Genomic DNA, 14,365 nt, shown 5'->3' with positions numbered 1-14,365 from the left:
CATAATAAGAGTTTATTCATAAACACAGGTTCTTATTGACGACGTTGATGGCTGTATCGTCCCGCATTCGTTTGCTGTTTTTACTCCCCCTTCTTACGGTCGGAGCCGTTCACGGTGCGCCGAATTCCTTTATGCATCAGGCGCAAAATCCCTTTGATAATGACGGGGATAATCTGCCCGACCTCGGTATGGCCGCCCCAAACGGGGAGGGGGAAAAGCACCTGGCCGAAATGGCGAAAGCCTTCGGTGAGGCCAGCATGACCGACAACGGCCTGACAACGGGCGAGCAGGCGCGTCAGTTTGCGTTTGGCCAGGTGCGCGACGCGGTGAGCGGCGAAGTGAACCAGCAGATTGAGTCCTGGCTTTCGCCCTGGGGGAACGCCAGCGTGAACCTACTGGTGGATAACGATGGCAAATTTAACGGCAGCAGCGGGAGCTGGTTTATCCCCTGGAACGATAACAACCGTTATCTGAGCTGGAGCCAGCTTGGCCTGACCCAGCAGACGGATGGCCTGGTCAGTAATGTAGGAATCGGTCAGCGCTGGATCGCCGGGAAATGGCTGCTGGGTTACAACACCTTTTACGATAACCTCCTGGATGACAACCTGCAGCGTGCCGGGCTGGGCGCGGAAGCGTGGGGGGAAAATCTGCGCCTGTCAGCCAACTATTATCAGCCCTTTGCCGGCTGGCGCGATCGCTCCGACGTCCAGGAGCAGCGTATGGCGCGCGGATATGACGTCACCGCTAAAGCCTGGCTGCCGTGGTTCCATCATCTCAATACCAGCGTGAGCTTCGAGCAATACTTTGGCGATAACGTCGACCTCTTCAACAGCGGAACGGGCTATCACAATCCGGTGGCGGTGAATCTGGGGCTTAACTATACCCCCGTACCGCTGGTCACCCTTACCGCCGCGCACAAGCAGGGCGAAAGTGGCGAGAGCCAGAATAACCTTGGGCTGAAGCTCAACTATCGCTTTGGCGTGCCGCTGGTGAAGCAGCTTTCCGCCGGTGAAGTCGCCGCCACGCGTTCCCTGCGCGGAAGCCGCTACGACTCGCCGGAGCGCAATAGCCTGCCGGTGATGGAGTTCCGCCAGCGTAAAACGCTGTCCGTCTGGCTGGCGACGCCGCCGTGGGATCTGAAAGGGGGCGAGACCGTTATGCTGAAGCTTCAGGTTCGCAGCGCGAACGGCATTCGTCAGATCCACTGGCAGGGAGATACGCGGGCGCTGAGCCTGACGTCGCCGGCCAAAAGCAACAGCAGCGACGGCTGGAGTGTGATTATACCTGCCTGGAATGACGATGAAGGGGCAACAAACCGCTGGCACCTGTCGGCGGTGGTGGAAGATGAGAAAGGCCAGCGCGTCTCGTCCAATGAGATCGTGCTGACCGTCGTGCAGCCGCTGGTCGCATTGCCCGACAACGACCCGCGCTGGAAGCTTCTGCCGGAGGAGTAATCCTTAAAAAATGCGTTCCTGATGCACCCACACCGCGGCTTCAACGCGGGATTTTAGCTTCATTTTCTTCAGCATATGCTTCACGTGCACTTTGACCGTGCTTTCGGTGATGTCCAGGCGGCGGGCGATCATTTTGTTCGGCAGCCCCTGGGCAATGAGTTTGAGAATATCGCGCTCGCGCGGGGTTAACTGGCTGACGTCGCGGTCAGAGGTGGCGCGATTGGCGCGCAGGCTGGCGGCCAGGACCGGCGTTAAGGCTTCGCTGAGAACCATCTCGCCCGCCGCGGCCTGCTGCAGCGCCTTAAGCAATTCTTCCGGCTCCATATCCTTGAGCAGATAACCATCCGCCCCGCGCTTCAGCGCCGTGACCACATCCTCTTCATGGTTCGACACGCTAAAGACGACGATGCGCCCGGAAAGCGATTTTTCCCGCAGCTTGTCGAGGGTTTCCAGACCATTCATGCCGGGCATATTCAGATCGAGCAGGATCAGGTCGGGATCGAGGGATTCGGCAAGCTCAATGCCCTGTTCACCGTTGCTGGCTTCGCCAACCACCGTGATATCGGGCGCCATGCTGACCAGCTGTTTCACGCCAGTACGCAGCATCGGATGGTCGTCGATCAGCAGGATGGATGCCGGTTCCTGATTAGTCATGGGTTTCTCCTTGAGCAGTTGTAAGCGGTTTCTCGGGAATAAAGGTGACTACAACTTCCGTGCCACCCGTCTCTCTCCGGCGAACCTGGCAATCACCGCGCAGGCTTTGGGCGCGGTCTCGCATAATAATTAAACCATAGTGGTTAGTGCGTTCGGCATTTTCCGGCACGCCGCGGCCGTTGTCGTGAACCGTGAGCTTCACCTGATTGTTGTGCTGGCTGACGGTGACCGTTACCGCCGTCGCGCCGGAATGCTTGAGCACGTTGCTCAGCGCTTCACGGGCGATCTGCAGTACATGTATGGCCTGATGGGAGGGGACAAACCGCGGCGGCAGCTGGTAATCCAGCTTCACCGGGAAACCCAGCCGGGCGCTAAATTCGTGACAGCTGGCCTCCAGCGCCGGGCGCAGGCCCGGCTCGGTCAGCTGCAGACGGAAGGTAGTCAGCAGCTCGCGCAGCTGTATCCAGGAGGTGTTCAGCTCGTTGCGGATCTGGCTGAGCAGCTGCTTGTTGCTTTCGGGCATCTCCGCATCCTGCATCTGCAGGCAGCTCACCTGCATTTTCATACAGGAGAGCGACTGGGCAATCGAGTCGTGAAGCTCGCGGGCGATGGTCGCGCGCTCTTCCATGACGATCAACTGCTGCTGCTTTTCCTGATGCCTGTCGAGCGCCAGCGTGGCCGTGAGCTGTTCGACCAGCGTATCAACCAGCTGCTGCTGGTCGTGGCTCAGGTGACGCCCGGCTGGCAGCGTTGCCAGCAGAATACCGTACTGGGTGTGGCTGTCGGTCAGGCGCCACTTCAGGGTGGTGCCGCCGGACGTCAGCGGCGGCAGGCCGCGAGGGCAAAGATGGCAGCCTTTGTCATCGCAGGACATATCCGACTGACAGGTAAATTCCTGATGATTATCTTCATCTTCCACGTCGTAGACGCGCAGCTCAAGGTCGTGAAGCAGGGTCAGATTTTGCAGGCCGTTCAGCACCGGCGAGAGGCGTTCGCATAGCGGCACCTGCATGTGCAGACGGCGGTTGGCCTGCCACAGGAAAGAGAGGATCTCGTTTTTCTGCTCCAGTCCGGCCGTTTTTTCCTGAACGCGCTGTTCCAGCACCGCGTAGCTCTCGGAGAGCTCTGCCGACATGGTGTTGAGCGCCTGGCCGAGCATGGCCATCTCGTTGCGCCCGCTGATGTGCGTGCGCTGGCTAAAATCGCGTGCGGTCACCGCTCGGGCCATTGCCAGCAGCTGTTTCCACGGGTTCAGCAGCCGCGCACGAAGCCAGACAATGGTGAATATCAGCAGCAGCCCCATAAACAGCGCCATGGCGCGGTGCACCATCACCACCCGGTCGATGCGTAATTCTGTGGTTTGGTCGAAAGAGGAGACCAGCGCATCAATGCGTGAGACGAAACCCGCCACGTCCTGCGCAACGGTTTCCGTGCTGCGCGCCTGTTTCAGCCCGGGCTCCAGCTGGGTGTGCCAGTAGCCCTGAAGGGCTTTGAGCTGATATTGCTGACCGGCGCGGATGGCGGCGTTTTCCAGTTCGGGGCTGAAGACCGTGCGCTCCATCTCATCAATCAGGGGCCGATCGTCCAGCGTCAGGGGAACCGACGCCAGCAGGCGATAACTCTGCATGCGTAGCGATCCTGCCTCGTTGATGGCATGCGCATTACCCTGTACGCCCTGTACCAGCCAGCCGGAGATCGCCATGCCGGTCACGCCGATGGCGGTGGACAGCAAAACGATAAGGGCTAGCTGATTCACGAGCGTCAGCGGAGATAAACATCTTTTTAACATAGAGGTGGCGTGCTCCTGACGTGGCCTGCTTGCAGGAATGGCGCTATTCTGGTGCATACCCTGGAGTATACCCATACCAATAAAGGATTACCCCTAAATTGCCAACGGAGTAGGGGGAAGGAGGTGGAGGTAGCTAGGAACCTTCAGTGCCGTGAAAAACCACGTCTTTTTTACCGAATTTGCCTACTCACTAAGGATAAGACCTTTTTTTGCGCCGCAAATCCTCCCACTTTTCCTTTGATTTATATCAACTTACCGCCGCCCTAAAACCCTAATGTTTGCAGCATCATTCGAGAATCAGAGGTGTCTATGAGTCACTCATCCGCTCCCGAAAGGGAAAATGGTGCCGTTATTACTGACTGGCGTCCAGAGGATCCGGCGTTCTGGCAACAGCGCGGCCATCGTGTAGCCAGCCGGAATCTGTGGATTTCCGTGCCGTGCTTGTTATTAGCGTTTTGCGTATGGATGTTGTTTAGCGCGGTGGCGGTAAACCTGCCGAAAGTCGGCTTCACGTTTACGACCGATCAGCTGTTCATGCTGACCGCGCTGCCGTCGCTGTCCGGCGCGCTGCTGCGTGTACCTTACGCGTTTATGGTGCCGGTGTTTGGCGGTCGTCGCTGGACGGCGTTCAGTACGGGCATCATGATCGTCCCCTGCGTGTGGCTCGGCTTCGCGGTGCAGGATACCTCTACGCCGTTCAGCGTATTTGTGATTATCTCCCTGCTGTGCGGTTTTGCGGGCGCGAACTTCGCCTCCAGCATGGCGAACATCAGCTTCTTCTTCCCGAAAGCGAAGCAGGGCGGCGCGCTGGGCATTAACGGCGGTCTGGGAAATATGGGCGTGAGCGTGATGCAGCTGATTGCCCCGCTGGCGATCTCGATCTCCATTTTTGCAGCCTTTGGCGGCGGTGGCGTTGAGCAGGCGGATGGTTCTTCCCTCTATCTGCAGAACGCCGCCTGGATCTGGGTACCTTTCCTGGTGATCTTCACCCTCGCAGCCTGGTTCTTTATGAACGATCTGTCAGCGTCGAAGGCATCGCTGAGCGAACAGCTGCCGGTGCTGAAGCGTGGACACCTCTGGGTGATGGCGCTGCTGTATCTGGCTACCTTCGGTTCGTTTATCGGCTTCTCTGCGGGCTTCGCGATGCTGTCGAAAACGCAGTTCCCGGACGTGCAGATCCTGCAGTTCGCCTTCTTCGGTCCATTTATTGGCGCCCTGGCGCGTTCGCTGGGCGGCATGGTCTCTGACCGCCTGGGCGGTACCCGCGTGACGCTGGTCAACTTCGTCGTGATGGCAGTCTTCTGCGCGCTGCTGTTCCTGACGCTGCCCGCCGACGGACAGGGTGGTAACTTCATCGCCTTCTTCGGCGTATTTATGGTGCTGTTCCTGACGGCCGGGCTGGGGAGTGCATCCACCTTCCAGATGATCTCCGTGATCTTCCGTAAGCTGACCATGGATCGCGTGAAGGCGCAGGGCGGGAGCGAAGAGCAGGCCATGCGCGAAGCGGCGACGGATACGGCCGCGGCGCTGGGCTTTATCTCTGCCATCGGCGCGATTGGCGGCTTCTTTATCCCGAAAGCGTTCGGTATCTCTCTGGATCTGACCGGCTCACCGGCCGGCGCCATGAAAGTTTTCCTCGTCTTCTATATCGCCTGCGTCGTGATTACGTGGCTGGTATATGGCCGTAATACCAAGAAAAATAAGTAAGTGTGATTATCCGTTTACGCGGCCTTCGGGCCGCGTTTTTTTTCCAGCATAATAGTTACAACATACTTACGGCTCTTACGGCTCTTACGGCTCTTACGGCTCTTACGGCTCTTACGGCTCTTACGGCAGACGCCTGCGGCGGCACTGTGATCGCCATCGCTTTGCAGGTGGGTCTACCCCTTAATACCTGAGATGTTAAATTTTGACTGGCTTTTTGTACGATAAAATAAAAATAACTTTATATTTCATATTGATATGAAATTTCTGAAGATACCGCTTTGGTGGTATTTGGTGTAACCCCCTCGCTTGAAAGTCCCTCCTCGTCTTGATCGTTATCAATTCTCCCCCTCTTTCAGGGCGTTACCTTCGCTGCAAATCAGCAATGTCGATTTAGAGAGCCACAGGCTCCACACAGGAGATACCCGATGAGCAAATTTTTGGACCGGTTTCGCTACTTCAAACAGAAGGGTGAAACTTTTGCCGATGGGCACGGCCAGGTTCTGGATACCAACCGGGACTGGGAAGACGGTTACCGCCAGCGCTGGCAGCATGACAAAGTCGTCCGTTCGACCCACGGCGTGAACTGTACCGGTTCATGCAGCTGGAAGATTTTCGTTAAAAACGGTCTGGTGACCTGGGAAATGCAGCAGACCGACTATCCGCGCACCCGTCCGGATATGCCAAACCACGAACCGCGCGGCTGCCCGCGCGGTGCCAGCTACTCCTGGTATCTCTACAGCGCTAACCGTCTGAAATACCCGCTGATGCGCAAGCGCCTGATGAAAATGTGGCGTGAAGCGAAAGTGCAGCACAGCGATCCGGTGGATGCCTGGGCGTCCATCATCGAAGACGCTGACAAAGCAAAAAGCTTCAAGCAGGCTCGCGGTCGCGGCGGCTTTGTGCGTTCCTCATGGAAAGAAGTGAACGAGCTGATTGCCGCCTCCAACGTCTACACCGTTAAAACCTACGGTCCTGACCGCGTGGCGGGCTTCTCGCCAATTCCGGCGATGTCGATGGTTTCTTATGCCTCCGGCGCGCGCTATCTTTCGCTGATCGGCGGTACCTGCCTGAGCTTCTACGACTGGTACTGCGACCTTCCGCCTGCTTCTCCGCAGACCTGGGGCGAGCAGACCGACGTGCCGGAATCTGCGGACTGGTACAACTCAAGCTATATCATCGCCTGGGGCTCAAACGTTCCTCAGACCCGCACGCCGGACGCGCATTTCTTCACCGAAGTCCGTTACAAAGGCACCAAAACTGTGGCGGTCACCCCTGACTACGCGGAAATCGCCAAGCTTTGCGACCTTTGGCTGGCGCCAAAACAAGGTACCGACGCCGCGATGGCGATGGCGATGGGCCACGTCATGCTGCGTGAATTCCATCTTGATAAGCCAAGCCAGTACTTCACCGACTACGTTCGCCGCTACACCGACATGCCGATGCTGGTGATGCTGGAAGAGCGTGAGGGCTACTATGCCGCGGGCCGCACGCTGCGCGCAGCCGATCTGGTGGATTCGCTGGGCCAGGAAAACAACCCTGAGTGGAAAACTGTTGCGTACAACAGCAACGGCGAGCTGGTGGCGCCAAACGGCTCTATCGGCTTCCGCTGGGGCGAGAAGGGCAAGTGGAACCTTGAGCAACGCAACGGCACCACCGGCGAAGAGACGGAGCTGCGCCTGAGCATGCTGGGTAGCCAGGACGAGATCGCCGAGGTCGGGTTCCCGTACTTCGGCGGTGAAGGTTCAGAGCACTTCAACAAGGTTGAACTGAAAAACGTCCTGATGCACAAACTGCCGGTTAAGCGCCTGCAGCTGGCCGACGGCTCTACCGCACTGGTCACCACCGTTTATGACCTGACCATGGCGAACTACGGTCTGGAGCGCGGTCTGGGCGATGAAAACTGCGCAACCGGCTATGACGACGTGAAGGCCTACACTCCGGCCTGGGCGGAACAGATTACCGGCGTGCCTCGCGCGCACATTACCCGTATCGCACGTGAGTTTGCAGAAAACGCGGACAAGACGCACGGTCGTTCGATGATCATCGTCGGCGCGGGTCTGAACCACTGGTATCACCTCGATATGAACTATCGCGGTCTGATCAACATGCTGATCTTCTGCGGCTGCGTCGGTCAGAGCGGCGGCGGCTGGGCACACTACGTCGGCCAGGAAAAACTGCGTCCGCAGACCGGCTGGCAGCCGCTGGCATTTGCCCTCGACTGGCAGCGTCCGGCACGCCATATGAACAGCACCTCCTACTTCTATAACCACTCCAGCCAGTGGCGCTACGAAACGGTCACCGCGCAGGAGCTGCTGTCGCCGATGGCGGATAAATCCCGCTACAGCGGCCACCTGATTGACTTCAACGTGCGTGCTGAACGCATGGGCTGGCTGCCGTCGGCGCCACAGCTGGGCACTAACCCGCTGCGCATTGCGGAAGCGGCGAAGCAGGCGGGCATGTCACCGGTGGATTACACCGTGAAATCCCTGAAGGATGGCTCGATCCGCTTCGCGGCTGAACAGCCGGAGAACGGTAAAAACCATCCGCGCAACCTGTTCATCTGGCGCTCCAACCTGCTTGGTTCGTCCGGTAAAGGCCACGAGTACATGCTGAAATACCTGCTCGGTACCGAAAACGGCATCCAGGGGAAAGATCTTGGCAAGCAGGGCGGCGTGAAGCCGGAAGAGGTGGAGTGGAAAGACAACGGTCTCGACGGCAAGCTGGATCTGGTGGTGACGCTCGACTTCCGTCTGTCCAGCACCTGCCTGTACTCCGACATCGTGCTGCCAACCGCGACCTGGTACGAAAAAGACGACATGAATACCTCGGATATGCATCCGTTTATTCATCCGCTGTCTGCGGCCGTTGACCCGGCGTGGGAATCAAAAAGCGACTGGGATATCTACAAAGACATCGCGAAGAAATTCTCCGAAGTCTGCGTAGGGCACCTCGGCAAAGAGACAGACGTGGTGACGCTGCCAATCCAGCACGACTCCGCCGCCGAGCTGGCGCAGCCGCTGGAAGTGAAGGACTGGAAAAAAGGGGAATGCGACCTGATCCCGGGCGTAACCGCGCCGCACATTATTCCGGTTGAACGCGACTACCCGGCAACCTACGAGCGCTTTACCTCTATCGGCCCGCTGATGGAGAAAATCGGTAACGGTGGGAAGGGGATCGCCTGGAACACCCAGAGCGAAATGGATCTGCTGCGCAAGCTCAACTACACCAAAGCGGACGGCCCGGCGAAAGGCCAGCCTATGCTGAACACGGCGATTGATGCGGCAGAGATGATCCTGACCCTGGCCCCGGAAACCAACGGCCACGTCGCGGTGAAAGCCTGGGCGGCACTGAGCGAGTTTACCGGACGCGATCACACGCACCTGGCGAAGAATAAAGAGGAAGAGAAAATCCGCTTCCGCGATATTCAGGCCCAGCCGCGCAAGATTATATCCAGCCCGACCTGGTCAGGCCTGGAAGATGAGCATGTGTCCTATAACGCGGGCTATACCAATGTTCACGAGCTGATCCCATGGCGTACCCTGTCAGGCCGCCAGTCGCTGTATCAGGATCACCAGTGGATGCGCGACTTCGGTGAAAGCCTGCTGGTCTACCGTCCGCCAATCGACACCCGCTCCGTGAAAGCCGTGATGGGGGCGAAATCGAACGGTAACCCTGAGAAGGCGCTGAACTTCCTGACGCCGCACCAGAAGTGGGGTATTCACTCCACCTACAGCGACAACCTGCTGATGCTGACCCTGTCACGCGGCGGTCCGATTGTCTGGATGAGCGAAACGGATGCCAAAGATCTGGGTATTGAAGATAACGACTGGATCGAAGTGTTCAACAGTAACGGTGCCCTGACGGCGCGTGCGGTGGTGAGCCAGCGCGTACCGGCCGGGATGACCATGATGTACCACGCGCAGGAACGTATCGTTAACCTGCCGGGGTCAGAGATCACCGAGCAGCGCGGCGGGATCCACAACTCCGTGACCCGCATTACGCCGAAGCCGACCCACATGATCGGTGGCTATGCGCAGCTGGCCTACGGCTTTAACTACTACGGCACCGTAGGATCGAACCGCGATGAGTTCGTGGTGGTACGTAAGATGAAGAATATTAACTGGTTAGACGGCGAAGGTAATGACCAGGTACAGGAGAGCGTAAAATGAAAATTCGTTCACAAGTCGGCATGGTGCTGAATCTGGATAAATGCATCGGCTGCCATACCTGCTCGGTCACCTGTAAAAACGTCTGGACCAGCCGCGAAGGTATGGAGTACGCCTGGTTCAACAACGTCGAAAGCAAGCCTGGCACCGGCTTCCCGACCGACTGGGAAAACCAGGAGAAGTGGAAGGGCGGCTGGATCCGTAAAATCAACGGCAAGCTGCAGCCGCGCATGGGTAACCGCGCTTGGCTTCTGGGAAAAATCTTCGCTAACCCGCACCTGCCGGGAATCGACGATTACTACGAGCCGTTTGATTACGACTACCAGAACCTGCACAACGCGCCAGAAGGTAAACACCAGCCGATCGCCCGTCCTCGCTCGCTGATCACCGGTCAGCGCATGGACAAAATTACCAGCGGTCCAAACTGGGAAGAGATTCTGGGCGGCGAGTTCGAGAAACGCGCCAAAGACCAGAACTTCGAGAACATGCAGAAGGCGATGTACGGCCAGTTCGAAAATACCTTCATGATGTATCTGCCGCGCCTGTGCGAGCACTGCCTCAACCCGGCGTGCGTGGCGACCTGCCCGAGCGGCGCCATCTACAAGCGTGAAGAAGACGGCATCGTGCTGATTGACCAGGACAAGTGCCGCGGCTGGCGTATGTGCATCACCGGCTGCCCGTACAAAAAGATCTACTTCAACTGGAAGAGCGGCAAATCCGAGAAGTGCATCTTCTGCTACCCGCGTATTGAAGCCGGGATGCCAACCGTCTGCTCAGAAAGCTGCGTAGGCCGTATTCGCTACCTCGGCGTGCTGCTGTACGACGCGGACGCGATTGAAAACGCCGCCAGCACCGAGAACGAGAAAGATCTGTATCAGCGTCAGCTGGACGTGTTCCTCGATCCGAACGATCCGAAGGTGATTGAGCAGGCGCTGAAGGACGGCATTCCGCAGAGCGTGATTGACGCCGCGCAGCAGTCGCCGGTGTACAAAATGGCGATGGACTGGAAGCTGGCGCTGCCGCTGCACCCGGAATACCGCACGCTGCCGATGGTCTGGTACGTGCCGCCGCTGTCGCCGATTCAGTCCGCGGCTGACGCGGGTGAGCTGGGCAGCAACGGTATCCTGCCGGACGTGGAGAGCCTGCGTATCCCGGTTCAGTATCTGGCAAACCTGCTGACCGCAGGTGATACCCAGCCGGTACTGCTGGCGCTGAAGCGTATGCTGGCGATGCGCCACTTCAAGCGTGCCGAAACCGTGGATGGCGTAACCGATACCCGCGCGCTGGAAGAGGTCGGTCTGACCGAAGCGCAGGCGCAGGAGATGTACCGCTATCTGGCGATCGCTAACTACGAAGACCGTTTCGTGGTGCCGAGCAGCCACCGCGAGCTGGCCCGCGAAGCCTTCCCGGAAAAAAATGGCTGTGGCTTTACCTTTGGCGACGGCTGCCACGGGTCAGACAGCAAATTCAACCTGTTCAACAGCCGCCGCATCGATGCTATGGATGTGACCAGCAAAACGGAGCCGCACCAATGATTGAACTCGTCATTGTTTCGCGTCTGCTCGAGTACCCGGATGCTGCGCTTGCGCAGCATCAGCAGGAACTCTTTGATGCACTCGCGTCATCTGAAAACCTGGATAAGGACGATGCCCAGAAGTTGGGTGTTTTCCTCCGCGACCTGCTGGCGCGCGACCTTCTGGATGCCCAGTCGGACTACAGCCAGCTGTTTGACCGGGGTCGTGCAACGTCCCTGCTGCTGTTTGAACACGTTCACGGTGAATCCCGTGACCGCGGTCAGGCGATGGTGGATCTGATGGCCCAGTATGAACAGCACGGCCTGCAGCTCGACAGCCGCGAGCTGCCGGATCATCTCCCGCTGTATCTGGAGTACCTGGCGCAGCTGCCGAAAGAAGAGGCGCTGGGCGGTCTGCAGGACATCGCGCCGATCCTGGCGCTGCTCGGTGCGCGTCTTCAGCAGCGGGAGAGCCGCTATGCGATGCTGTTCGATCTGCTGGTGAAGCTGGCCAACGCCGCGGTCGACAGTGAAAAAGTGGCGGAGAAAATCGCGGATGAAGCCCGCGATGATACGCCACAAGCGCTGGATGCGGTCTGGGAAGAAGAGCAGGTGAAATTCTTTGCTGACCAGAACTGCGGCGAGTCTGAAATCTCCGCTCACCAGCGTCGTTTTGCCGGCGCGGTTGCCCCGCAATATTTGAATATCTCTAACGGAGGACGGCACTAATGCACTTCCTGAATATGTTCTTCTTTGACATTTACCCGTATATCGCGGGCACCGTGTTCCTGGTGGGAAGCTGGCTGCGTTACGACTACGGCCAGTACACCTGGCGTGCGGCCTCCAGCCAGATGCTGGATCGCAAAGGGATGCATGTGGGCTCTAACCTGTTCCACATCGGTATTCTGGGGATTTTTGCCGGTCACTTCCTGGGGATGCTGACGCCGCACTGGATGTATGAAGCGTGGCTGCCGATTGAGGTGAAGCAGAAGATGGCGATGATCGCCGGCGGTGCCTGCGGCGTGATGACTCTGGTCGGTGGCCTGCTGCTGCTGAAACGTCGCCTGTTCAGCCCGCGCGTGCGTGCAACTACGACCGCAGCGGACATCCTGATCCTCTCCCTGCTGATGGTGCAGTGCGCGCTGGGCCTGCTAACCATTCCGTTCTCGGCGCAGCACATGGACGGCAGCGAAATGATGAAGCTGGTCGGCTGGGCGCAGTCCGTAGTGACCTTCCACGGCGGAGCCTCCGCGCACCTGGACGGCGTGGCCTTTATCTTCCGCGTTCACCTGGTGCTGGGGATGACGCTGTTTGTGCTGTTCCCGTTCTCTCGTCTGGTGCATATCTGGAGCGCGCCGGTGGAGTACCTGACGCGCAAATACCAGATTGTGCGCGCCCGTCGCTAATTCGCCGTTTTGATACCAACCCCGCACTCGCGGGGTTTTTTTTCGCCCCAGCCCAGGTTGTTGCCCGCTGCAGCAAACAGGATCAGCGCGCCGCCCGCGAGCTGCGTCAGGTTCAGCGAGTGTCCGAACACCAGATTATCGACAACGATCGCCACCACCGGATAGATAAACGACAGGGAGCCGGTAATGGGCGTAGGCAACTTCTGAATTGCGCTGTAGAGCAGCTGGTACATAATGCCGGTATGGACGATGCCCAGCGTCAGCAGGATAGGCCAGGGAAAATCACCTGAAAATGACGGCATGCTGGCAAACGGCAAAAGCATCACGACGCCCGTCAGCACCTGGATAAAGGCAATATGCTGCGGCGCAACGGATCTGAGCTTGCGGGCAATAATGGCCGTGACCGCATAGAAGAAAGCCGCGGCCATCGCCAGGCCGATTCCGGCGAGCCATTCACTGCCGTGCGCGCCGGTCAACTCGCTGGAGAGCAAGATCACCACGCCGCCGAAGGCGAGGAACAGCCAGCCCCATTTCACCAGGCTAACGCGCTCACCTAAAAACATCCCCATTAAGACCAGCATAAACGGCTGGGTGTTATAGACCACCGTCGAAAGACCAATGGAGATCCGCTCATAGGCTGCGAAGAGCAGCAGCCAGTTCACCACGAGCGCTACGCCACCGAGAATGGCCAGCAGCAGCGTGGTGCGGGTGAGGGGACTAAAGGGCTTTTGACGTATTCGGATAAAAATAAAAAGCGCCATTGCCCCGATAAGACAGCGCCAGAACACCACTTCCGTCACCGGCAGACCGCTGAGTAAAACAAACGCACCGATAGAGCCGGAAATTAACATCGCCAGGCTCATTTGCCAGACGCCTTTATGGAAATCACGCATCATCCACCTCCTGATTGTATGACGCTATTGTCGAAAATCACTGTCGGGTTTTACAGGGATGAGATAAGGTGAAATGCAGTGGTGGCTTTTTAAAATTAGGTGAAAAGGATGGAATACCTTCTCGATGATATCGACCGTCAAATTTTAGCCTGTCTGGTCGAAGATGCGCGCATGTCTTTGAAGGTGCTCAGCGGACGCATTGGTCTGACTTCCCCCAGCACGGCAGAACGCCTGAAGAGGCTGGAAGAGCGGGGTGTGATTCAGGGGTATGGCGCACGGGTGAATCTGGCGGCGCTGGGGTATACGCTGCAGGCGCTGGTGCGCGTGCGGCCTTTGCCGGGGTTGTTGCATAAGGTGGATAAATACATTCAGGCGATGCCGGAATGTATTGAGAGCGACAAAGTCACCGGGGAAGATTGCTTTGTGATTAGGCTGGTGGTGCGATCGATAGAGCAACTGGATACGTTGCTGGACGGCCTGGCAGAGCATGCACAGTGTAATACGTCGATTGTGAAAAGTTCGCCGGTGAAGCGTCGTTTGCCGCCGATGTAGGTTTCTGTCGCCGGGTGGCGGCTGCGCCTTACCCGGCCTACAACGACGGATTCGGTTTTTATGTTGGGGAAGGATTACTCGGCGCGTTGCGCCTCGCCCTTCGGGTCGTTGCCTGCGGCAACGCTTTCTCGCTACGCTCGAATCGAACCTTAATCGAAGCTTCTCATCCTTCCCCATTACGGAAATGCATGATGCCTGGTGCAAAAAGGAGATTCAGAGTCATTTGAAAGT

The 14,365-nt window shown here is 58.1% G+C and carries 10 protein-coding genes and 1 other RNA gene; 7 read left to right on the top strand and 4 right to left on the bottom strand.

Going from position 1 to position 14,365, the window contains the following annotated elements:
* Window positions 1–47 precede the first annotated feature (47 nt).
* Window positions 48–1,454 carry a YchO/YchP family invasin gene (locus DEO48_RS09765; RefSeq protein WP_109845036.1) on the top strand — a complete coding sequence of 469 codons (1,407 nt, stop codon included), beginning with the start codon at window positions 48–50 and terminating at the stop codon, window positions 1,452–1,454.
* Between the two features lie 3 nt (window positions 1,455–1,457).
* Here DEO48_RS09765 and narL read toward each other — a convergent pair whose 3' ends face one another.
* Both narL and narX read right to left on the bottom strand, forming a co-directional pair.
* A complete protein-coding gene (narL, locus tag DEO48_RS09760) occupies window positions 1,458–2,108 on the bottom strand; it encodes a two-component system response regulator NarL (protein WP_109845035.1) in 651 nt (216 codons plus the stop codon).
* Entirely contained in the window at window positions 2,101–3,897 is a 1,797-nt protein-coding gene (narX, locus tag DEO48_RS09755) for a nitrate/nitrite two-component system sensor histidine kinase NarX (protein ID WP_109845034.1), read from the bottom strand. The genes narL and narX overlap by 8 nt, the downstream gene beginning before the upstream one ends.
* A gap of 309 nt (window positions 3,898–4,206) precedes the next feature.
* Between narX and DEO48_RS09750 the strand changes: the two genes are divergently transcribed.
* The 5 genes from DEO48_RS09750 (at window position 4,207) to narI (ending at window position 12,689) form a co-directional block, all read left to right on the top strand.
* Window positions 4,207–5,604 carry a NarK family nitrate/nitrite MFS transporter gene (locus DEO48_RS09750; RefSeq protein WP_109845033.1) on the top strand — a complete coding sequence of 466 codons (1,398 nt, stop codon included), beginning with the start codon at window positions 4,207–4,209 and terminating at the stop codon, window positions 5,602–5,604.
* A 425-nt stretch (window positions 5,605–6,029) separates the two neighbouring features.
* Window positions 6,030–9,773 (top strand): nitrate reductase subunit alpha, encoded by a 3,744-nt coding sequence (locus tag DEO48_RS09745; protein ID WP_109845032.1) that lies wholly within the window; start codon window positions 6,030–6,032, stop codon window positions 9,771–9,773.
* Complete coding sequence (gene narH, locus DEO48_RS09740) at window positions 9,770–11,305, top strand: nitrate reductase subunit beta (protein WP_048989621.1); 1,536 nt, start codon at window positions 9,770–9,772, stop codon at window positions 11,303–11,305. The genes DEO48_RS09745 and narH overlap by 4 nt, the downstream gene beginning before the upstream one ends.
* Window positions 11,302–12,012: a nitrate reductase molybdenum cofactor assembly chaperone gene (gene narJ / locus DEO48_RS09735; RefSeq protein WP_109845031.1), complete on the top strand. Its 711-nt coding sequence runs from the start codon at window positions 11,302–11,304 to the stop codon at window positions 12,010–12,012. Before narH ends, narJ begins: the two co-directional genes overlap by 4 nt.
* On the top strand, window positions 12,012–12,689 hold the full coding sequence (gene narI / locus DEO48_RS09730; protein ID WP_023312107.1) for a respiratory nitrate reductase subunit gamma: 678 nt from the start codon (window positions 12,012–12,014) through the stop codon (window positions 12,687–12,689). Before narJ ends, narI begins: the two co-directional genes overlap by 1 nt.
* On the opposite strand, the gene DEO48_RS09725 is transcribed toward narI, so the two are convergent.
* On the bottom strand, window positions 12,686–13,582 hold the full coding sequence (locus DEO48_RS09725; RefSeq protein WP_109845030.1) for a DMT family transporter: 897 nt from the start codon (window positions 13,580–13,582) through the stop codon (window positions 12,686–12,688). The two genes, narI and DEO48_RS09725, sit on opposite strands and share 4 nt — an antisense overlap.
* 108 nt (window positions 13,583–13,690) lie before the next feature.
* Between DEO48_RS09725 and DEO48_RS09720 the strand changes: the two genes are divergently transcribed.
* Complete coding sequence (locus tag DEO48_RS09720; protein ID WP_063439151.1) at window positions 13,691–14,134, top strand: Lrp/AsnC family transcriptional regulator; 444 nt, start codon at window positions 13,691–13,693, stop codon at window positions 14,132–14,134.
* 57 nt (window positions 14,135–14,191) lie between these two features.
* Here the strand turns inward: DEO48_RS09720 and DEO48_RS09715 are convergent.
* Window positions 14,192–14,322, bottom strand: a non-coding RNA gene (locus DEO48_RS09715) — RtT sRNA.
* Window positions 14,323–14,365 lie beyond the last annotated feature (43 nt).

The organism is Enterobacter sp. CGMCC 5087 (genome assembly GCF_003144775.1).
GTDB classification, from domain to species: domain Bacteria; phylum Pseudomonadota; class Gammaproteobacteria; order Enterobacterales; family Enterobacteriaceae; genus Enterobacter; species Enterobacter cloacae_M.
The sequence above is the reverse complement of the archived record's forward strand: the minus strand, read 5'-3'. Positions and strand labels throughout refer to the sequence as shown.